The 19,182-nt window shown below is 62.2% G+C and carries 17 protein-coding genes; 6 read left to right on the top strand and 11 right to left on the bottom strand.

Features of this window, described 5'->3' with window-relative positions; genetic code table 11:
- The first annotated feature begins 23 nt into the window (after nt 1-23).
- On the top strand, nt 24-434 hold the full coding sequence (locus tag AC244_RS19210) for a hypothetical protein (RefSeq protein ID WP_053250430.1): 411 nt from the start codon (nt 24-26) through the stop codon (nt 432-434).
- 124 nt (nt 435-558) lie between these two features.
- Here the strand turns inward: AC244_RS19210 and edd are convergent, their stop codons facing one another.
- From edd to AC244_RS19185, 5 genes are all read right to left on the bottom strand, one after another.
- Nucleotides 559-2,379, bottom strand: coding sequence for a phosphogluconate dehydratase (edd, locus tag AC244_RS19205; RefSeq protein WP_053250429.1), 1,821 nt, complete (start codon nt 2,377-2,379; stop codon nt 559-561).
- Nucleotides 2,380-2,557: 178 nt separating this feature from the next.
- Nucleotides 2,558-3,256, bottom strand: a complete 699-nt coding sequence (pgl, locus tag AC244_RS19200; protein ID WP_053250428.1) for a 6-phosphogluconolactonase — start codon at nt 3,254-3,256, stop codon at nt 2,558-2,560.
- A gap of 8 nt (nt 3,257-3,264) precedes the next feature.
- The gene (zwf, locus tag AC244_RS19195; protein WP_053250427.1) at nt 3,265-4,740 is read right to left on the bottom strand and encodes a glucose-6-phosphate dehydrogenase; all 1,476 of its coding nucleotides are present in this window, start codon (nt 4,738-4,740) and stop codon (nt 3,265-3,267) included.
- Between the two features lie 98 nt (nt 4,741-4,838).
- On the bottom strand, nt 4,839-6,125 hold the full coding sequence (locus tag AC244_RS19190) for an NAD(P)/FAD-dependent oxidoreductase (protein WP_053250426.1): 1,287 nt from the start codon (nt 6,123-6,125) through the stop codon (nt 4,839-4,841).
- Nucleotides 6,126-6,141: 16 nt separating this feature from the next.
- Nucleotides 6,142-7,578, bottom strand: a complete 1,437-nt coding sequence (locus AC244_RS19185; RefSeq protein WP_053250425.1) for a glutamine synthetase family protein — start codon at nt 7,576-7,578, stop codon at nt 6,142-6,144.
- Nucleotides 7,579-7,701: 123 nt separating this feature from the next.
- Here AC244_RS19185 and AC244_RS19180 point away from each other — a divergent pair, with 123 nt between their 5' ends.
- On the top strand, nt 7,702-8,886 hold the full coding sequence (locus tag AC244_RS19180) for an NAD(P)/FAD-dependent oxidoreductase (RefSeq protein WP_053250424.1): 1,185 nt from the start codon (nt 7,702-7,704) through the stop codon (nt 8,884-8,886).
- A gap of 231 nt (nt 8,887-9,117) precedes the next feature.
- On the top strand, nt 9,118-9,264 hold the full coding sequence (locus AC244_RS37605; RefSeq protein WP_202596096.1) for a hypothetical protein: 147 nt from the start codon (nt 9,118-9,120) through the stop codon (nt 9,262-9,264).
- A gap of 105 nt (nt 9,265-9,369) precedes the next feature.
- Here AC244_RS37605 and AC244_RS19175 read toward each other — a convergent pair whose 3' ends face one another.
- Complete coding sequence (locus tag AC244_RS19175; protein WP_141690489.1) at nt 9,370-9,621, bottom strand: hypothetical protein; 252 nt, start codon at nt 9,619-9,621, stop codon at nt 9,370-9,372.
- On the opposite strand from AC244_RS19175, the gene AC244_RS19170 reads away from it, so the two are divergent.
- On the top strand, nt 9,614-12,139 hold the full coding sequence (locus AC244_RS19170; RefSeq protein WP_053250506.1) for a methyl-accepting chemotaxis protein: 2,526 nt from the start codon (nt 9,614-9,616) through the stop codon (nt 12,137-12,139). The genes AC244_RS19175 and AC244_RS19170 overlap by 8 nt on opposite strands.
- Nucleotides 12,140-12,235: 96 nt before the next feature.
- Here the strand turns inward: AC244_RS19170 and AC244_RS37195 are convergent, their stop codons facing one another.
- Nucleotides 12,236-12,400, bottom strand: coding sequence for a hypothetical protein (locus AC244_RS37195; RefSeq protein ID WP_161807880.1), 165 nt, complete (start codon nt 12,398-12,400; stop codon nt 12,236-12,238).
- 73 nt (nt 12,401-12,473) lie between these two features.
- On the opposite strand from AC244_RS37195, the gene AC244_RS19165 reads away from it, so the two are divergent.
- Nucleotides 12,474-13,343: a LysR family transcriptional regulator gene (locus AC244_RS19165; protein WP_053250422.1), complete on the top strand. Its 870-nt coding sequence runs from the start codon at nt 12,474-12,476 to the stop codon at nt 13,341-13,343.
- A gap of 90 nt (nt 13,344-13,433) precedes the next feature.
- On the opposite strand, the gene AC244_RS19160 is transcribed toward AC244_RS19165, so the two are convergent.
- The 3 genes from AC244_RS19160 to aceA form a co-directional block, all read right to left on the bottom strand.
- Nucleotides 13,434-14,456, bottom strand: coding sequence for a hypothetical protein (locus tag AC244_RS19160; RefSeq protein WP_234716985.1), 1,023 nt, complete (start codon nt 14,454-14,456; stop codon nt 13,434-13,436).
- Nucleotides 14,457-14,729: 273 nt separating this feature from the next.
- A complete protein-coding gene (locus tag AC244_RS19155; protein WP_053250421.1) occupies nt 14,730-14,969 on the bottom strand; it encodes a hypothetical protein in 240 nt (79 codons plus the stop codon).
- An 82-nt stretch (nt 14,970-15,051) separates the two neighbouring features.
- Nucleotides 15,052-16,341, bottom strand: a complete 1,290-nt coding sequence (gene aceA / locus AC244_RS19150) for an isocitrate lyase (protein WP_053250420.1) — start codon at nt 16,339-16,341, stop codon at nt 15,052-15,054.
- 228 nt (nt 16,342-16,569) lie between these two features.
- Here aceA and AC244_RS19145 point away from each other — a divergent pair, with 228 nt between their 5' ends.
- The gene (locus AC244_RS19145; RefSeq protein WP_053250419.1) at nt 16,570-17,979 is read left to right on the top strand and encodes a helix-turn-helix domain-containing protein; all 1,410 of its coding nucleotides are present in this window, start codon (nt 16,570-16,572) and stop codon (nt 17,977-17,979) included.
- Here the strand turns inward: AC244_RS19145 and AC244_RS19140 are convergent.
- Nucleotides 17,973-18,926 (bottom strand): fatty acid desaturase family protein, encoded by a 954-nt coding sequence (locus AC244_RS19140; RefSeq protein ID WP_053250418.1) that lies wholly within the window; start codon nt 18,924-18,926, stop codon nt 17,973-17,975. The two genes, AC244_RS19145 and AC244_RS19140, sit on opposite strands and share 7 nt — an antisense overlap.
- Between the last annotated feature and the right edge of the window lie 256 nt (nt 18,927-19,182).

The raw sequence follows: 19,182 nt of genomic DNA, 5'->3' as shown, positions 1-19,182 counted from the left end.
GGGGATATTAAGAGGCCTGTTGAATGACGACCGCGGCACCGGCGATGCAGCAACACTTCCTGAACAAGGAAGAATCTTTCATGTACGATCGCGAAACCATGTTCCCGATGGAGGACACGAGGAACGAGGCGCGCATCGAATATACCGAAAAAGGCATGACGCAGCTGAGCTCGCGCCGTTGCGAAATCATCAAGCTGTCGAAAAGCGGTGCGGTCATCGGTATCCTGACGAAGTACCAGCTGCCGCAGAATTTCTACCTCGACATTCCAAGCGCCCGGATCCAGATGGTCGGCTGCCTGCTCAAGCGCGTGCACGCCGACAACATCATCGAAGCGCGCTTCCTGCGGCTTCTGACCGACCGCGATCTCAATCGCATCTTCGTCTACAGCACGCATCCGAACCACCGGAACCGCACGCTCGACATCTATCGCTGACAAGTCTGCCCGCTCGGCCGAAAGGGGTGGTGGGCGCTGCATCGTTGGACCAAATCGGCTGTTGCCACGCAAAGCTTGACTTGGAATGGAGGGCAGGGCTTCGGCGTTGGCGCCAGGGCCTCGGTCAGTTGAACAGCACGCTTGCGCCATGGTCGGCCGAGCCGGCAATCGCGCGGAACGGTGCGAACAGTTCGCGCCCCATCCCGAACTCATTGTCCGAAAGGTCGATATGGGCGGGAATGCGCGTCTTCAGCGCGATGTCCTCGACCAGCACTTCGATCGTGCCGGTGACGGCGTCGATGCGCACGATGTCGCCTTCCTGGATGCGCGCGATCGGCCCGCCGTCCTTGGCCTCCGGCGTCACGTGAATGGCAGCTGGAACCTTGCCCGAGGCGCCAGACATGCGGCCGTCGGTGAGGATCGCCACGCGCTGGCCGCGGTCCTGCAGGATGCCGAGCACGGTGGTCAGCTTGTGCAGTTCCGGCATGCCGTTCGCCTTCGGGCCCTGGAAGCGCACGACGGCGACGAAGTCACCTTCGAGCTTGCCGGCCTTGAAGGCGGCATTCAGCTCGCCCTGGTCGTGGAAGATCTTCGCCGGTGCCTCGATGACGTGGCGGTCCGGCTTGACGGCGGAGATCTTGATGACCGCCTTGCCGAGATTGCCGGTCAGCATCTTGAGGCCGCCCGAGTGCTGGAACGGGTGGTCGATCGTCGCAAGCACCTTCGGGTCGGCGCTTTCGGCCGGCGTCGGCACGCGCTCGACGCTGCCATCGGCGCCGAGCCGGACGTCGATCTTGTAGGCGTCGAGACCTTGGCCGACGACGGTGCGTACATCGTCGTGCAGCAGGCCGCCCCGAAGCAACTGGCTGATCAGGAAGCCCATGCCGCCGGCGGCATGGAAGTGGTTCACGTCGGCAAGGCCGTTCGGGTAGACGCGGGCAAGCAGCGGCACGATATCCGACAGCTCGGAAATGTCCTGCCAGGTCAAAAGGATGCCGGCGGCGCGGGCCATGGCGACGAGATGCATGGTGTGATTGGTGGATCCGCCCGTGGCATGCAGGCCGACAACGCCGTTGACGATCGAGCGCTCGTCGATCATTTCACCGGCCGGCGTGAATTCGTTGCCCATGGCGGTAATCGCCAGCGCCCGCTTCGCCGCTTCCTTCGTCAGCGCGTCGCGCAGCGGCGTGCCCGGATTGATGAAGGAGGCACCCGGCAGGTGGAAGCCCATGATCTCCATCAGCATCTGGTTGGAGTTGGCAGTACCATAGAAGGTGCAGGTGCCGGGTCCGTGATAGGATTTGGATTCCGCCTCAAGCAGCTCCTCACGGCCGACCTTGCCCTCGGCGAAGAGTTGGCGCACCCGCGCCTTTTCGTCGTTCGGCAGGCCCGAGGTCATTGGCCCCGCGGGCACGAAGACTGCAGGCAGGTGGCCGAAGGTCAGCGCGGCGATGACAAGGCCTGGCACGATCTTGTCGCAGACACCGAGATAGACGGTCGAATCGAACATGTTGTGCGACAGGCCGACGCCGGCGGACATGGCGATCAGGTCGCGCGAAAACAGCGACAGTTCCATGCCGGGCTGGCCCTGGGTGACGCCGTCACACATGGCCGGCACGCCGCCGGCAACCTGGGCGACGCCGCCTGCCTCGTGCGCCGCTTCGCGGATCAGCGCCGGATAGGTCTCGAACGGCTGGTGCGCCGAAAGCATGTCGTTATAGGAGGTGATGATGCCGAGGTTGGCGACGCGATCGCCGGCGAGCGCCACCTTTTCGGCGGGGGAACAGACGGCAAAGCCGTGAGCGAGATTGCCGCAACCGAGGACGCTGCGATGTGGTCCGCTGGACGCGGCACGGCGCACCCGATCGAGATAGCGCTCTCGGTGCGGTTTCGAGCGCTCGACGATGCGGGCGGTGATTGCGGCAATGCGGGAATCGGCGGACATGGCAAATCCTGTTCCGGAGTCTTGGGACTCCTCATCTTCATCCAGTCATCGGTCCGGAGCGTAACGTGCCTGGGAGAACGTGCAGGCCACGCCCCGGTATGAGCTCTTTCAACACCTTCGCGTTCCGGTGGGGCGCCACCGGTTGAAAGCGTTTTTGAACCGGCCGGTTATCCGGCCGTTATGGCGCCCAGTATATCTGCAGCGGCGAGGCTGCACGGCGCAGCATGGTGCGGATCGGCATCTCGGCCTCATCGCCGGAGCCTTCCGCCTTGGCAAGCACCACCTTCTTGCCCTCGCCCTCGATGTGCAGGACCAACAGCCTGGCATCGTTTAGGCTGGAGAAGGTGAAGGTCAGCCGTGGTTCGCCGGCGCCTTCCGCTTCCATGCTGATCACGCCGCGCGGCGTCGTCGCGTCGATCGCTCTCGAAAGCTGCGTGCCGCCCGGGAAGAACGATGCGGTATGGCCATCCGTTCCCATGCCGAGCACGACGACGTCGAAGGGCGCACCGATCCTTGCCGTCTCCTTGCTCGCCAGCAAAGCCGCATCTTCTGCCGAAGCGGCGGCGTGGTAAAGCGGCAGGAAATGCGCTTTCGCTGCAGGGCCCTGCAGCAGGTTGGCAGTCACCAGCGCGTGGTTGGAGCGATCGCTTTCCGGCGGAACGAAGCGCTCGTCCACCAGCGTGACCGTGACCTTGTCCCAGGTGATATCCTTCCTGGCGAGCGCCCGGAAGAATGCCTTGGGGGTGGAGCCGCCGGAAACGGCGATGCTCGCCGCACCGCGGGCGGCAATGCCGGCAGCAAGTGCTGCGCTGACGGCGTCGGCCAGACGCTCGGCCAGAGCGGCGCCATTGTCGAATGTGTGAAGCGTCGTGCTCATTGCTTTGCCTATATCGCGTCGTGCCAAGTGCGGCCGTCACGCTCGATGAGCGCTATCGACTGGCTCGGACCCCAGGTGCCGGCGGTGTAGCCCTGAACCTGCTGCCCGGTCTCTTCCCAGGCTTTCAGGATCGGATCGATCCACTTCCACGCGGCCTCGACCTCGTCGCGGCGCACGAACAGCGTCTGGTTGTTGCGCACGACGTCGAAGAGCAGGCGCTCATAGGCATCGGCATTGCGCACGTCGAAGGCCTCGGCGAAGCTCATGTCCAGCGAAACATTGCGAAGGCGCATGCCGCCCGGGCCGGGATCCTTGATCATCAGCGACTGCTTGACGCCTTCGTTCGGCTGCAGGCGGATGACGAGCTGGTTGGCCGAAATGCGACCGGCACTGTTGTCGAAGATCGAGTGCGGGATCTGCTTGAAGGTAATGACGATTTCCGACATGCGCCCGGCAAGCCGCTTGCCCGTGCGGATGTAGAACGGCACGCCGGCCCAGCGCCAGTTGCTGACCTCGGCCTTGATCGCGACGAAGGTCTCGGTGTTCGAGACGCCGCCTTCAAGCTCTTCCAGGTAACCCTTGACCGGGCCGCCGGCAGAGGCCCCTGCACGATATTGGCCGCGCACCGTCACCTGCTCGACATTGGATGCGTTGATCGGCTTCAGCGCGCGCAGCACCTTGAGCTTTTCGTCGCGCACGGCTTCCGCGTCCATCGAGGTCGGCGCTTCCATCGCGACGAAGCAGACGAGCTGCAGGATGTGGTTCTGCACCATGTCGCGCAGCGCCCCGGCCTTGTCGTAGTAGCCGGCGCGGTTCTCCAGGCCCACGGCTTCCGAGACGGTGATCTGCACGTGGTCGATATGCGCGGAGTTCCACAGCGGCTCATAGAGCGCATTGGCAAAGCGCAGCGCCATCAGGTTCTGCACCGTCTCCTTGCCGAGATAGTGGTCGATGCGGAAGATCTGCTCTTCGCGGAAGACCTTGCCGATCGTGTCGTTGAGCTCGGTCGCCGACGCCAGGTCGCGTCCGATCGGCTTTTCGACGACGATGCGGGTGGTCTTGGTGATCAGCTTGTGGTCGCGGATCTTCTCGGAGATATCGCCGAAGATCGCCGGCCCGACGGCGAGATAGAAGGCGCGGATGCGGTCCTTGCCCTCCTCGAGGATCTTCTTCAGCCCATCCCAGCCCTGGTCGGACTTGGCGTCGACGGAGACGTAGAAAAGGCGCGCGGTGAACTTCGCGACTTCCTCTTCGTTGTATTCGGCCGGCTTCAGGTGTTCCTTCAGCGCATCGGCGGCGAATTTGCGATATTCTTCATGCGTCAGCGCGGCGCGCGAGGCGCCGATGATGCGGGTCGGCTCGGTAATCTGGCCTTCCATCTGGCGGTGATAGAGCGCTGGCAGCAGCTTGCGCTCCGCGAGATCGCCGGTGCCCCCGAACACGACATAGTCAAACGGTTCGACGGGAATGATCTGGCTGCTCATGGGATAATCTCGATCTTGTTCAGGTCAGGGACACATATAATCTAATCGATTTAAAGGCGCTAGGGTGCAACGCAATAAAATGCCCCTCAAAGCACTTCCTAGAGCCTGTCGCGCAAAGCGTACCAGCTGAGCGCCAGGAACAGAAGCGCCGAACGGAAGCGTGTTCCGCCTGGAAAAGCCGGTATTTTCAAGGCCTTCAACAGGTCGAGTTCCGTCGGTTTGCCAAGCACCAGGTCAGCGTAGAGCTTGCCGCAATAGTTGGAAAGCATGACGCCGTGACCGGAATAGCCGCCGATCGAGGTGACGCCCGGCATCACCTCGCGACAGAAGGGCGTGCGCGGCATGGTGATGCCGACGGAACCGCCCCAGGCATGGGTGATCTCGACGTTGCCGAGTTCCGGATAGATCTCGCTGATCTGCCGGCGGATATGGATGGAAATGTCGCGCGGATTGTCGGCGGTGTAGGCTTCGCGCCCGCCAAACAGCAGCCGTCCATCCCGCGACTTGCGAAAATAGCGCACGACGAAGCGCGAATCGTCGACCGATTCGCCGCCGGGCAGCACATTGGGGTAGGCGGAGAGAACCTCGGTCGCACCGATGAAGGAGCGGATGGGCATGACGTGGCTGGCGCTCACCGGCTCGAGGTTGCCGATATAGGCGTTGCAGGCGACAAGCACCCGGTCGGCGGTGATCGTGCCGCGATCGGTGGTGATGACGATCGCCGTTCCCTTGCGCTCGATCTTCTCAGCCTTCGTCTGCTCGAACAGATTGGCCCCGGCAAGGGCTGCCTGCTTTGCGAGCCCCACCAGCAGTTTCATCGGATGGATATGGCCGGTGCCGGCGTCGCGGATGCCGAAGTGATAGCGGGACGATCCGATGCGGCTTGCCGTCTCCTCCCGCTCCATGAACGAGAGATGCGGGTAGCCGAAGCGGGTTGCCATCGCTTCGACGTGGTCGCGATAGTCTTTCTCCAGGCTCTTCTTGTGCCCGACCGAGAGCTGGCCCGGCATGAACTCGATGTCGATATTGTGTTCGGCGGCAAAGTCGAGCACGTGCCGCTTGGCGTTTTCGGCCATGTTGAAGAGCAGCTGCGCGCGTTCGTGGCCGAGTGTTTCCTCGGTTTCGTCGGCCCAGGCGCGCTGGCCGGTGCCGAACTGGCCGCCGTTACGCCCCGACGCGCCATCGCCGAAGCGGCAGGCGTCGATGAGTGTGACATCGACGCCCTGTCGGGCAAGATTGTAGGCTGCCTGAAGCCCGGTATAGCCGCCGCCGATGACGGCGACATCCGCCTTGCGCGATCCCGGCATCTGCGGGTATTCGGGTCGATCCGGAACGGTTGCCTCATACCAGGAGAAACCGGGCGAGATCGGGCTTTGCCAGGGCATTGGACGGCCTTTCAGGTCAGACGTTCAGCAGCAGGAACTCGCGTTCCCACGGGCTGATGACCTGCATGAAGGTTTCGAACTCGCCACGTTTCACCCCGGCATAGATGGCGATGAATTCGGGGCTGAGCACCTCGGCAAGCGAGGGCGCCGACTCGAGCAGGGCGACGGCCTCGAGCAGCCCGCGCGGCAGATCGATTTCGCCTTCGTTGGCCGTATCTTCCGTCGGTGCCGTCGGATCGTGGCCTTCGATGATGCCGAGATAGCCGCAGGCAAGCGAGGCGGCGAGCGCCAGATAGGGGTTGGCGTCCGAACTCGGCAGCCGGTTCTCGATCCGCCGGGCAACCGGTTCGGAAACCGGAATGCGGAAGGCGGTCGTGCGGTTGTCGTAGCCCCAGGCCGTATTCACCGGCGCCGACATATCGGGCGTCAGCCGGCGGAAGGAGTTCACATAGGGCGCCATCATCACCAGCGTGCGCGGCACATAATGCTGCATGCCGCCGATGAAGTTGAAGAACTCCTTGGAGGGAGAGCCGTCCGGATTGGAGAACAGATTGCGCCCGGTATTGATCTCGATCACCGACTGGTGGATGTGCATGGCTGAACCCGGCTGGCCCTGCATCGGCTTGGCCATGAAGGTTGCGTAGATGCCGTGCTTCAGCGCCGCCTCGCGGATGGTGCGCTTGAACAGGAAGACCTGGTCGGCAAGTTCGATCGGATCGCCGTGACGAAGGTTGATTTCGAGCTGCGCCGGTCCCTCCTCGTGGATCAGCGTGTCGATCTCCAGACCCTGCTTCTCGGAGAAGTGATAGATGTCGTCGATCAGTTCGTCGAACTCGTTGATGCCGGCAATTGAATAGCCCTGGCCGCCGAGGATCGAGCGGCCGGAACGGCCCTTCGGCGGATGCAGCGGATAGTCGGGATCGTCGTTTGTGGCGACAAGGTAGAATTCGATCTCGGGTGCGACGACCGGCTTCCAGCCCCTCTGACCATAAAGATCAACCACGCGCTTCAGCACGTTGCGGGGTGTGTAGCTGATCTGTTCGCCCTGCGAGCCGACAATGTCGCAGATGACCTGCGCCGTCGGGTCGGTTTCCCAGGGGACGACCGAAAGCGTCGAAAGATCGGGGACGAGCTTGATGTCGCTGTCGCGGGAATCGTAGCGGAACTGTCCGGTCTCGTCAGGATATTCGCCGGAGATCGTGTGGCGGTAGACTGCGGAAGGCAGAGCCAGCGAGGTGTTGGAGGTGAATTTGGAGGCCGGCATCATCTTGCCGCGGGGAACGCCGGCAAGGTCGGGGGTGATGCATTCGATGTCTTCGATCCCGCGGATCTTCAGCCAATCCGTTGCTTCCTTCCAGGTCTTGACGCCTCGGAGGGAATGCAGGGCGGCGGGTATTTTCGAGGTTTTGCTGATTTTCGTTGTTTGTTGGGCAGCACTTCTCTTGGAGGGCATAAATCACCGGTTTTGGCTTCGGATGGCGCATCATAACCGCAGATTGGCAATTGGCTAGAGCGTGACGATTGACTTTCGCCTCCGTGACCGGAATGGAATGCGCAAAGAACTCAAAGGTGTTACGTGGCTGAGAAGAAGGATGTGGTGATCATTGGCGCCGGTGCCGCCGGCATGATGTGCGCCATCGAAGCCGGCAAGCGCGGCCGGCGCGTGCTCGTCATCGACCATGCCAGGGCGCCGGGCGAAAAGATCCGTATCTCCGGTGGCGGCCGCTGCAACTTCACCAACATTCACACGGGGCCGAAGAATTTCCTCTCGGCCAACCCGCATTTCTGCAAATCGGCGCTGGCGCGCTACAGCGCGCGCGACTTCCTGGCTCTGGTCGAAAAACACGGCATCGCCTGGCACGAGAAGACGCTCGGGCAATTGTTCTGCGATCATTCGGCCAAGGACATCATCAGGATGTTGCTGTCCGAAATGCGCGACGCCGGCGCCGAGCTTCGGCTTGAGACGACGATCGAGAGTGTCGAGCGCCATGGTGCAGGCTTCCGGGTGATGACCGACGATGGACCGGTTGACGCCCAGTCGCTGGTGGTTGCGAGCGGCGGCAAGTCCATCCCCAAGATGGGCGCGACGGGGCTTGCCTATAAGATCGCAGGGCAGTTCGGCTTGGCTCTGGTCGAAACCCGTCCCGGGCTCGTGCCGTTGACGCTCGATCCGGCGCAGCTTGAGACGATCGGCGAACTGGCCGGTGTCGCCGCCGACACCGAGGCGCGTTCCGGCAAGACTGCGTTCCGCGAGGCGGTGCTGATTACCCACCGCGGTCTCAGCGGCCCGGCGATCCTGCAGATCTCGTCCTATTGGCGCGAAGGGCAGGATATCGTTCTGAGGCTGATGCCCGATATCGACATCTCCTCGATCCTCAAGGGCTTGCGCCGCACCAACGGCAAGCAGGCCGCGCAGACGGCGCTCGCAGACATTCTGCCACGTCGGCTGGCGCAATTTTTTGCCGATGGGGCCAAGCTTACCGGCAGGCAACTCGCCGACCTCTCGGACAAGGCCATCGATGCGCTGTCGACCTCAATCCAGGCGTGGACGATCAAGCCGGCCGGTTCCGAAGGTTACCGCACCGCTGAGGTGACGCTTGGCGGCGTCGACACCAGCGGCCTCGATTCAAAGACGATGCAGGCGAAGGCCGTTCCCGGCCTCTATTTCGTCGGCGAATGCGTCGATGTGACCGGCTGGCTCGGCGGCTACAATTTCCAATGGGCCTGGGCATCGGGCTTTGCGGCCGGCCAGGACGTCTGATCCGCGGTTTTGTGGCGTGTCGCTTCAGCCATTGTTAACGGATATGTCCGAACCTCTTCTAATGTCGGCACAGCCGGCGGTTGGCCAGAAAGAACTGTTCCGCAAGCGGAAACAACACTGTTTCCATTTTTAGGGCTTTTCTCTGCCGCGGCATGGCTGCAATATGATCTCGACTGGCAAGCCGGTTTATCCGGGCCGATCGTTGCCGGTCAGTGAGAAGGACAGGATGCCATGAACCAGCCACGTCGTCGTCCCCGCGCCATCGCGATCGCTCGCACCGATGAGAGCCGCGCCCAGAGAGCAGCGTTGACCCGCATTGCTCTGATCGCCTTCTTTGCCGTTGCTGCCCTCGCAACGCTTCCGGCCTACTGGCTCTGATGCTGCCCGCCGGCCGCTGACGGCCGGACCTCGAGCCCGTCATCAGCGCGAGCGCCTTCGGAAATTCGTCGGCGAGTGCTCGGCGCTTATACAATTTTTAATCGTTCAAAATGAATATTGCGACGAAGTGAGTTCCGTCAGGACTTCGCTACCGGGGAGGTGGCGCGGTCCCGCAATGATTGCTGACGGACTGGCGGTGTTGCGCCGCATGATTTTCCGAAAAACATCAGCCTGTTTGCGCATCGGGTGGCTCTCGATCGTTTCGTCCTTTTTGCCGTTGCGCGGAAGGTGAAACATGCTTCGAGCCGCCGGGGGAGGCGAATGCGAGCTGCGAGCCAAGGTGTTTTCCATGTTCATTGACAGAATTCTTGCCCGCTTCAAGATCCAGACGAAGGTGCTGTTTTTCATTCTGCCCTTCGTCGTCAGCATCTGTGCCGTCGGCATTACCGGCCTTTACGCGTCCGGCCTGCTGCAGGGCCGGATGGAGATTTCAAACAGCGTCCTGCAGACGCTGAGCGGCTTCAAGGATGTCTATGCGGGGATGAACAACTTCCTGCACTCGACCACCGAGGAAACCCGTAACGCCTTGCAGGGCACGATTTCCGCGCAGAAGGAAGTCCTTGCCGGCACCGCCGCGCAGGTGGCCGGCCAGAGCGGCCAGGACGAGCTGACTGCTGCGATCGCCGCAACCAACGACATCGAAGCCCGCATCGACGGGCTCTGGAAGCTGCATGTCGGCGAGCAGGAAATGCGCGCCACGATGACGGCGAACCTCGATGCGCTGCTGGTGGAGCGCGCCAAGATCAACGACGAGTCGAACCGTCTGCAATATGCCGTGCGCAAGAACGAGAACGCCGCCAAGACCATGCTGCGCGAAGCCGAAAAGCTGATGCGCGCCAGCCGCTTCTTCAACGAGTTCGGCACCGAAGTCGCCAAGGCGACGACGATCGACGACAAGCTCAAGGCCGTCAAGGAACGGTTCCCGATGATCGGCCGCACCGAGCGCGACATCTTCCGCCTGTTGCCGAAAGACGAGAAGTCGCTGACCGAGACCATCACCTCCGCATCGAGCGAGGTCGGTGCGCTTTTGAAGGCGCCCGCCGGTCCTGAGACGCTCGCCGGCATCTCGAAATATGTCGACCGTTTCCGCACCGCGAGTTTCCGCCTGGAAGCGGCCTCGGTCGGCAAGATGCGAGATGCCACGCGGATTTTCGCCGAGCTCGATCAGCTTATCGTCAGCACCGAATCCGTTCTGACCGCCACCCGCCGGCTTTCGACCTCGATCACCGACATCCAGATCTCCGCCGCGACCTTCATGGGGTCGACCACGGAAAGCAATCGCCAGAAGCTGCTCGACAAGTTCCTGGCGGTTCAGCAGAACATGGCAACCTTGCGCGGTGTTGCAAGCGAAGGCGCATCCTTCGATGCGATCGCCGACACGCTGATGCCGATCATCACCGTGATGAAGAAGGACGCGGCGTCGCTGGTTGAAATCACCGTGAAACGGACCGTCGATTTCGATGCCGCCGGCCAGTCGATCAACCAGATCTGGAGCGATCTGACCGGTTTTGCCGAGCAGCAGAAGGTTGCCGCCGGCACCGAGCGCCAGGAAGCAAACCAGATCTCCGTGGCCGCGACCGTTGCAGGCGTCGTCATCGCCTTGCTTGCCGGCATCGCTCTGACGCTGACGCTGAAAAAGCCGATCGGCCAGATCACCGCCGCCATGCGACGCTTGGCAGACGGCCGCCTCGATACCTCGATCGACGGCGACGCCCGTCAGGACGAGATCGGCGACATGGCTCGCGCCCTTGGCGTCTTCAAGGAAAACGCGCTCTCCAAGGTGCGCATCGAGGCCGAAAGCGAAGAACAGCGTGCCCGCGCTGAAATCGAACGGACCCGCAACGATGCGGAAAAGCAGGAACTCGATCGCCAGATCGACCTTGCGGTCAGCGAACTTGCCGCCGGCCTCGGCCGTCTGGCGCAAGGCGACCTGTCGCGCCAAATCGACATTCCGTTCCATGGCCGCCTCGAACAGCTGCGCATGGACTTCAACGGCTCGCTGATCCGCCTGCAGGACACGTTGGCGCAGATCCGCGCCAACGCGCAGGCGATCCAGAAGAGTGGGTCGGACATGCACCATGCGGCGGATTCGCTGTCGAAGCGCACGGAAGCTCAGGCAGCCTCGCTCGAAGAGACGGCTGCGGCGGTCGACCAGATCACCGTGACGGTCCGTTCTTCGGCGGAGCGTGCGAATGAGGCCAACGTCGCCGTGACGCAGACCAAGAAGAGCGCCGACAGCTCAGCAACGGTCGTCACCAACGCGATCGCCGCCATGGGCCGCATCGAAGAGGCGTCGCGGCAGATCGAGCAGATCATCGAAGTGATCGACGACATCGCCTTCCAGACCAACCTGCTGGCACTCAACGCCGGCATCGAAGCAGCCCGCGCCGGCGAAGCCGGCAAGGGCTTCGCGGTGGTGGCGCAGGAAGTGCGCGAACTGGCACAGCGCTCGGCCGAAGCGGCCCGTGAAATCAAGGGCCTCATCAACAAGTCGACCGACGAGGTCAATTCCGGTTCGCACTTGGTCAAGGAGACCGGTGCGGTGCTTGCCTCGATCAGCGCCCAGATCGTTACCGTCAGCCAGCATGTCGAAATGATCGCGACGGCCAGCCGCGATCAGGCGGTGGCGCTCAACGAGGTCAACGGATCGGTCAACCAGATGGACCAGATGACCCAGCAGAACGCCTCGATGGTTGAAGAGGCAACGGCCACAAGCCTGGCGCTTTCCAACCAGGCCGACACGCTGATGATGCTGGTCGAGCAGTTCCGGCTGGAACCGGAAACGTCCGATATCCGCGCTTACCGCGCGGCCTGATTGCCAGCACCACGACGGTTTCGTCCCTGTAGCATAGCGCCGCGCGACCGACCGGTTGCGCGGCGCATCTCGTTTATGAGGGCTGCTCGACGGTTTTCAGCTTAGCTTTCTGCGTGCCGCAAGCGTAGCAATACAGCGGCGAAACGTCCGCCGCAAAAGTCCCGGCGGCTTGGGGGCGAAGTGTTCGTCCCAGCCGCAGCTCTTCATTGTCATATGGGCCATATAGGCCATTGCCATCATGTCCATGGTGATGCTCCTCATTCGGTGGCATCTCCTCTTCTATGCAGCAAAAGATGTTTTACATACACAAGATATCGGCTTATGTTTTTCACTGATGAAAGACATGGATTGGGACATCTATCGCTGTTTCATGAGCGTCGCGCGCACCGGCGGCCTGACGGGCGCCGCACAGGCGCTTGGGCTAAGCCCGGCGACCGTCGGCCGGCGCATGCTCGAAATCGAGGAGCGCACCGGCCGTACGCTGTTCGTGCGCAGCCAGACCGGCTATCAGCTGACCGGCGACGGACAGGTTCTATTTGAACAGCTTGAAGAGATGGAGGCGGCGGCCCGCCGCGTCGAGAGCTGGCGACGGGAGGGCGAGGGGGCGGTTGTTCGCATCACGGCCGGAACCTGGGTGTCCTGGCTGCTTGCCGAAAACTTTCCGGCGCTTTGCACCGAGCGCGACGGCTTCAGCCTGGCGATCACCATTGGCGAGACCCGCGCCAACCTTGCCTATCGCGAGAGTGATATCGGCATCCGGGCCTTCGAGCCGGAGGAGAGTTACCTGGCGGCTCGCCCGGTGGGAGAGGTCGCCTATGCCGCCTACCGGCGGAAGAATGCCCAGCCGGCGGCAAACGGCCGATGGGTCGCCGTCAGCGAGGAGGATGCGATCTCCTCCTATCTGCGGTGGCCGCACAACCACGCGCAGGGGCGCATCGTTGCGACGGTGACGCGCCCTCGCTCATTGCTCGATCTCGCCCGGGCCGGTGCCGGCTGTGCCGTACTCCCCTGTTTCGTCGGCGATCTCGATCCCCTGCTGGAGCGGGCGGGCGAGGAGATCCCGGCGCTTATGCATCGGCAATGGGTCGTGATGAACAACGAGGATCGCCACCGCACGGAAATCCGCACGGTTGTCGACCGCATGACAAAATTGCTGAAAAGCCATGCCGACATCTTCGCCGGCAAACGCCCGCGCCGCAGTTGAAGCGGTCAGCGCATCAGCAGGCTGACGAGCGCTGCCTGCGAGTTCACCGCGGTCTTGGCGTAGATGCTCTTCAGTTGCGTGCGGATGGTCTCATAACCGACTCCGTTCGCCTGGGCGATTTCCCTTAACGACAGCCCGGCCGCAAGGCTGGATGCAATCCGGATCTCGGCGGGTGTCAGGCCGTGTATTTCCTTCAGATGTGCGCGCCGCATCTCCGGAAGCAACGACGTTGCTGGTTCGATGAGGACCGCCACCGTCGGACCGTTCAAGAACTCGGTAAAGCTGTCGGATTTCAGCCGCACCAGCGTGACGCGGTAAGCCGTTCCGTCGTCGGTTTTGACAATGGAGATGTGTGGTCGCGCCTGGGTGTTGGCGCGCAAGCTCATATGATCGAGCGCCGCGCTTGTTTGCGGGCAAATCCAGGCCAACACGTCCGTTCGGCGTGATGCGAACAACTGCGCCGGCGGCTGCCAGACGCTGCGCGCTTTCATTCATAGAGCGGATGCGGCCATTCTCGCCCGCGTATATCAAGCCCACTCCGATGGCGTCGAACAACGATTGCCCGGAGTGCTGGTCGGCGGTCATGACGTCGCGCTTGCGAACAAAGTCGAACGCGCGTTTGAGATGCGGGGCAAGTGCCGTGAGCTGGCTGGCGGCGCGCCCATTTAGATCGGCGTCCGTCGACGACGTATATGTCGACAGAATGAAGCTGCGGCCCTTTTCGCGGATGATTGTCATGCCCACGCTGGTCTCGCAGCCGGTTTGGCCTTTCAGGACGTCATTGTAGAACTCTGAGCGCACGAGCCGGTCGCGTGCGACCATGTCTTCGCCTTGTACACCCACGCCCAGCGGCACCAGCATTGCCTTTGCCATCCATGGGTTAACGGCAAAGAAGTGCGCGTGGTACCGATCGATGTCATCGCCGGTGAACCCGGACGAATAGGGAACGTGCGCGTTCGGGGAAATCACGTCCTGATAATGAAGCGAAGACTTGCCGTTTGGCATTGTGGTCGCCAGCCTGTTCAGAAAATCCTGCCAGCTGCATTCACCGAATACGCTGCCATAGATCAGATTTGTCAGCTCTTCCGTACTCGCCTTTCCTGCCTGGAACATGCGTGCCCCCGCTGGTAATGGTCTTGGCCAATATAGGCAGGGGCTGATGAAGGAAGCAACTTGAAATGGTATTTCTTCGAGAAGCATTGGCTCGAAATGCTACAGGCCGGCATTTCTGCCGGCCGTATTCTCGTTAAGGTTGTCGCAGATGAATGCGCTACGCGTTTGGCAGGCGGCGGCCGGCGACTGCCGACGCAGACTGCAGTGCCATCGTGCCGGGTCGTGCTGTCGTCAAGAACAGCATGATTGCAGCCGCTATCGCCAACAGCGACATCAAGACCGTCCCTGGGTGACGATAACGGGGATCAGCAGATCGCCCCAGTTGCCTTCGCCGCCATGGTGGCGAGCCGAGCGTACGAGTTCGACCGATACGCCGGCATCGACGGCTTTCATGACGGCCTGGTTGAGGCGGTGCAGGTCGTTTGCGACCATGCGGATTGCTGCCTGCTGGTCCGGGGTCATGGCCGAAGACTGTTCCTCGGCCCGTTCCTTGACGCGTGTCTGAACTGTCATTGGAGTTCTCCTTGAGCTCAAAGGTTTCTGGTCGGTTGCCCGGGGAGCGTGGCGGGCAGGGATTGCCACGCTCCCCGATCCTTCATTCTGCGGCCGGGCGGAACTGGTCGTGCTCGGTCGATTCCTTCATGGCGGTTGTCGGGGGTTGGCCGCCGGTGATGGCCAGCGACACCGCATCGAAATAGCCGGTGCCGACTTCGCGCTGGTGCTTGGTTGCGGTGTAGCCGTTGACCTCGGCGGCGAACTCCGCCTCCTGCAGCTCCGAATAGGCCGCCATCTGCCGCGCCTTGTAGCCACGGGCGAGTTCGAACATGCCGAAGTTCAGCTGATGGAAGCCGGCAAGCGTGATGAACTGGAACTTGTAGCCCATCGCACCGAGTTCCCGCTGGAACTTGGCGATCGTCGCGTCGTCGAGGTTCTTTTTCCAGTTGAACGACGGCGAGCAGTTGTAGGCGAGCAGCTTGCCCGGATGCGCCTTGTGCACACCTTCGGCGAACTTGCGGGCCTGCTCCAGGTCCGGCTTGGAGGTTTCGCACCAGATGAGATCGCAATGTGGCGCGTAGGCGATGGCGCGCGCGATGCACGGCTCGATGCCGTTCTTGACCTGGTAGAAACCTTCGACCGTGCGTCCGGCGTCGTAATCGACGAAGGGACGATCGCGCTCGTCGATATCCGAGGTCAACAGCTTGGCGGCCTCCGCATCGGTGCGGGCGATGACGAGTGTCGGCGTGCCCATGACGTCGGCCGCAAGCCGCGCCGCGTTGAGGTTGCGGATATGCGCTGCCGTCGGGATCAGAACCTTGCCGCCGAGATGGCCGCACTTCTTTTCGGACGCGAGCTGGTCCTCATAATGGACGCCTGCAGCACCGGCCTCGATGAAGGCCTTCATGATCTCGAAGGCATTGAGCGGGCCGCCGAAACCGGCTTCGGCGTCGGCAACGATCGGTGCGAACCAGGTGTCGACCGAAAGCCCTTTGCCTTCCGAGGTCTCGATCTGGTCGGCGCGCTGGAGCGTGCGGTTGATACGCTTTGCCAGTTCCGGAGCGGCGTTCGCCGGATAGAGCGACTGGTCGGGATACATCGCGGACGCGGTATTGGCGTCGGCGGCGACCTGCCAGCCGGAGAGATAGATCGCCTTCAGGCCGGCGCGAACCATCTGCATGGCCTGGTTGCCGGAAAGCGCGCCGAGCGCGTTGACGAAGTCCTCTTCGTGAATGAGCTTCCACAAGCGGTTGGCGCCCATTTCGGCCAGCGAGTAACGGATCTCGACCGAGCCACGCAGCCGCTTCACGGTCTCAGTGGTGTAGGGACGTTCGATACCATCAAAGCGGCCTTGCTGGGCACTTGGAACGAGCTTGTAAAAATCAGTCATTACTTCCTCCTGCTGGAAATCATCCACCATTCGACTTTTGTCTTATGGTCTTCTTCGTCTCGAGTTGATGTGACAGTTTTTACATTGCGCTGCGCTATAGGGCCACAAGAATTGGAGTCCCGTGTCTTTCAAAAGGGTTATCTTGTCTTGCCTTTGACAGGTGCGCTCAGTAAATCTGTAAAGGATGTAAATTCGCGATCGGCGCGAGACTTGTAAAGGTAGTGACAAATGGCTGAGAACAAGATCTTTGCCGGCCCGCGTGTGCGGCGGATCCGCAACGGGCTCTCGCTGACGCAGACGGCCATGGCTGAGGCGCTTGGCATCTCGCCGTCCTACCTCAACCTGATCGAGCGCAATCAACGGCCGCTGACCGTGCAGCTGCTTTTGAAACTCGCGTCGGTCTATAAGGTCGACCTTGAGGAACTGCAGGGCGAGACGGGTGGTGGGCTGGCACAATTGCGGGAGGTTTTTGCCGACCCGCTGCTGGCGGCGGAGTTGCCGGGGGATCAGGAGCTGATCGAAGTTGCCGAAGCGGCACCGAACGCCGCAGGCGGCGTCGTCAAGCTTTACCGTGCCTATCGCGAGCAGGCGGCGCGGCTGAAGGACCTGGCCGACCTCCTGGCCGGGCAGGGTCATATGGAGGCGCTGTCGGGAACGCGTCTGCCGATGGACGAGGTGCGCGAGACGCTTGAGGCGCGGCCCAATCATTTTGTCCGGATCGAGGAGGCCGCTGAGGCCTTTTATGACGCTCTTGCACCCGGCGACGATCTGATCGGCGCGCTCAAGGCCTGGCTGAAGAAGGAGCACGGCCTGGTCGTGCGCAACCTGCCGGTGCACGCCATGCCCAATCTGCGCCGCCGCTTCGATCGCCATTCCATGCGGCTGTTTATCTCCGAGCGCCTGTCGCCCTATGACCAACTGCGCGAGATTGCCATGGAGGCAGCTTCGATCGCCTGTCACGAGGCCATCGTCCAGGAGCTTGAGCCGTTGCGCTTGTCGACTGCCGAAGCGCGCCGCATCGGCCGCTTCGAACTCGCCCGTTATGCGGCCCACGCGCTGATGATGCCCTATGGAGCGTTCCATGCTGCCGCCCAGCGGGCGAAATACGATATCGATATCCTGCGGGCGCGCTTTCAGGTGTCGTTCGAGCAGGTCGCCAACCGGTTGACCATGCTGCAGCGGCCAGGTGCTGCCGGTGTTCCGTTTTTCCTGATGGAGATCGACAATGCCGGGCACCGGCTCCGTCGTTCCGGCGCATCGGGCTTCCCACAGGCCAGATTCGGCGGCGGCTGTCCGAAGCTCAATATCCATGCCGCCTTCTCCGTGCCGGGGCAGATCCTGGTGGATCGTGTGGAGACGACCGAGGGATTGGCGTTCCTCACCGTGTCGCGCACGCTCGATGGCCCGCAGGCGGGCTTTGAGGAGCGGGTTCGCCGCACCGCGTTGCTGATCGGCTGCGAGGCTTCCTTTGCCGACGAGGTGGTCTATGGCGCGGTGCGTTCACCCGCGATCGCCATCGGCGCGGCCTGTCGTCTCTGCGAGCGGCAGGGCTGTCTTGCCCGCGCCGAGCCGCCCGTCACACGCCCGCTTGGGCTCGACGAGATGGCGACGGGCCTCAGCGTTTTTGATTTTCAGTAGCTGATCGGATGCTGGCTCGGCAGCAGCGGTGCGTTGGCGGAGAAGCATTCCGCCGGCAGCCCGGTCGTATAGCCGCGGGTGATGTGCGCCTTGTCCGCATAGGCCTTGTCGCGCATCAGGATCGCATGCAGTTCCGGCAGATTATAGAACGGCACGCCGGGATAAAGATGGTGTTCCAGATGGTAGTTGATGTTGTGCGGAGCAAAGAACAGCTTTTCCCAGGCATGCGGATAGACCGTGCGTGAACTGGTCAGCTCGTCGCTATAGTCCATGCGGCCAAAATGCTCAGCGACGCTGCGCACATAGAGGAAGAGGCAGAAGAAGGTGAAGAACGGCACCAGCCAGTAGAGCGCGAATTCGCGCCAGATGCCGGTGAGGCTGAGGATGGCGGCCGCCGCGACATAGAAGCCGAGGCGCAGCATCTTGTAGCTTCGCGTCGACCGGTCGTTCTTCGACATGCGCTTGGCCATGTGTACCATGTCGCGGATGGAGTTGACGGCTATGAGATAGCCGAGCAGCTGCATCACGCCGCGCGCCACCTTTTGAGGAAAGGTGAACTGCCTCATGCCGAGCTTGGCCGTCCAGTCCGGGTCGTCGTCTGTGTTGGCATGCTGGTGGTGTGCCAGGTGGTTTTGCCGATAGCCGTCGACGGTCGCCAGCATCGGCCAGGCAAGCAAAAGATCGCTCATCCAGTCGCTGAGCTTGCGGTTCTTGATGATGCGGTAGTGCGCCGCTTCGTGAACGAGGCAACCGAACGCATGGATGCGCCCGGCAATCAGGATCACGGCCAGGAGGTAGATGACAACATTGCCGGCGTACTCGCTAACGGCGATGGCGGCGGCGATGATCGCCCAGTCGAGGGCTATTGCGCCAAGCGTTTTCTGTGGCTCGAGTATCGAAAGGCGCTTCAGCTCCCTCGGATCGATCCTGCGGTTCCGTCCACTCATCACACGCTGCCCAGACCCTGATGCACAACCGCAGGAAAAATCGCATGCCCGTTATGGTTAATCAATCGTAAACGAGCGCGTGTGTCGGCTGGTTGGCGCCATGGTTAACGCCGGCCGCCGGACTGCCGGTCGATGCACGAGATCGTGCGCGCCGGCATAAGTGCCCGATTTTCCTTGGCTTGCTAAAACGAGGGTGGCGGAGAATGTCCGCCTCTTTCCGGCACGAAAGCGCTTGAGGTTGTCGAGAAACATGCCT

This window comes from Ensifer adhaerens (assembly GCF_001270265.1).
Classification (GTDB): domain Bacteria; phylum Pseudomonadota; class Alphaproteobacteria; order Rhizobiales; family Rhizobiaceae; genus Ensifer; species Ensifer adhaerens_B.
Note: the sequence above shows the minus strand (reverse complement) of the source record. Positions and strands in the feature narration are given on the sequence as shown.

Excerpts from the sequence above, each read along its gene's own strand:
- AC244_RS19210 (WP_053250430.1), top strand. The coding sequence starts at position 24 with ATGACGACCGCGGCACCGGCGATGCAGCAACACTTCCTGAACAAGGAA.
- edd (WP_053250429.1), bottom strand. The coding sequence starts at position 2,379 with ATGTCCGCCGATTCCCGCATTGCCGCAATCACCGCCCGCATCGTCGAG.
- pgl (WP_053250428.1), bottom strand. The coding sequence starts at position 3,256 with ATGAGCACGACGCTTCACACATTCGACAATGGCGCCGCTCTGGCCGAG.
- zwf (WP_053250427.1), bottom strand. The coding sequence starts at position 4,740 with ATGAGCAGCCAGATCATTCCCGTCGAACCGTTTGACTATGTCGTGTTC.
- AC244_RS19190 (WP_053250426.1), bottom strand. The coding sequence starts at position 6,125 with ATGCCCTGGCAAAGCCCGATCTCGCCCGGTTTCTCCTGGTATGAGGCA.
- AC244_RS19185 (WP_053250425.1), bottom strand. The coding sequence starts at position 7,578 with ATGCCCTCCAAGAGAAGTGCTGCCCAACAAACAACGAAAATCAGCAAA.
- AC244_RS37605 (WP_202596096.1), top strand. The coding sequence starts at position 9,118 with ATGAACCAGCCACGTCGTCGTCCCCGCGCCATCGCGATCGCTCGCACC.
- AC244_RS19170 (WP_053250506.1), top strand. The coding sequence starts at position 9,614 with ATGTTCATTGACAGAATTCTTGCCCGCTTCAAGATCCAGACGAAGGTG.
- AC244_RS19175 (WP_141690489.1), bottom strand. The coding sequence starts at position 9,621 with ATGAACATGGAAAACACCTTGGCTCGCAGCTCGCATTCGCCTCCCCCG.
- AC244_RS37195 (WP_161807880.1), bottom strand. The coding sequence starts at position 12,400 with ATGAGGAGCATCACCATGGACATGATGGCAATGGCCTATATGGCCCAT.
- AC244_RS19165 (WP_053250422.1), top strand. The coding sequence starts at position 12,474 with ATGAAAGACATGGATTGGGACATCTATCGCTGTTTCATGAGCGTCGCG.
- AC244_RS19160 (WP_234716985.1), bottom strand. The coding sequence starts at position 14,456 with ATGTTCCAGGCAGGAAAGGCGAGTACGGAAGAGCTGACAAATCTGATC.
- AC244_RS19155 (WP_053250421.1), bottom strand. The coding sequence starts at position 14,969 with ATGACAGTTCAGACACGCGTCAAGGAACGGGCCGAGGAACAGTCTTCG.
- aceA (WP_053250420.1), bottom strand. The coding sequence starts at position 16,341 with ATGACTGATTTTTACAAGCTCGTTCCAAGTGCCCAGCAAGGCCGCTTT.
- AC244_RS19145 (WP_053250419.1), top strand. The coding sequence starts at position 16,570 with ATGGCTGAGAACAAGATCTTTGCCGGCCCGCGTGTGCGGCGGATCCGC.
- AC244_RS19140 (WP_053250418.1), bottom strand. The coding sequence starts at position 18,926 with ATGAGTGGACGGAACCGCAGGATCGATCCGAGGGAGCTGAAGCGCCTT.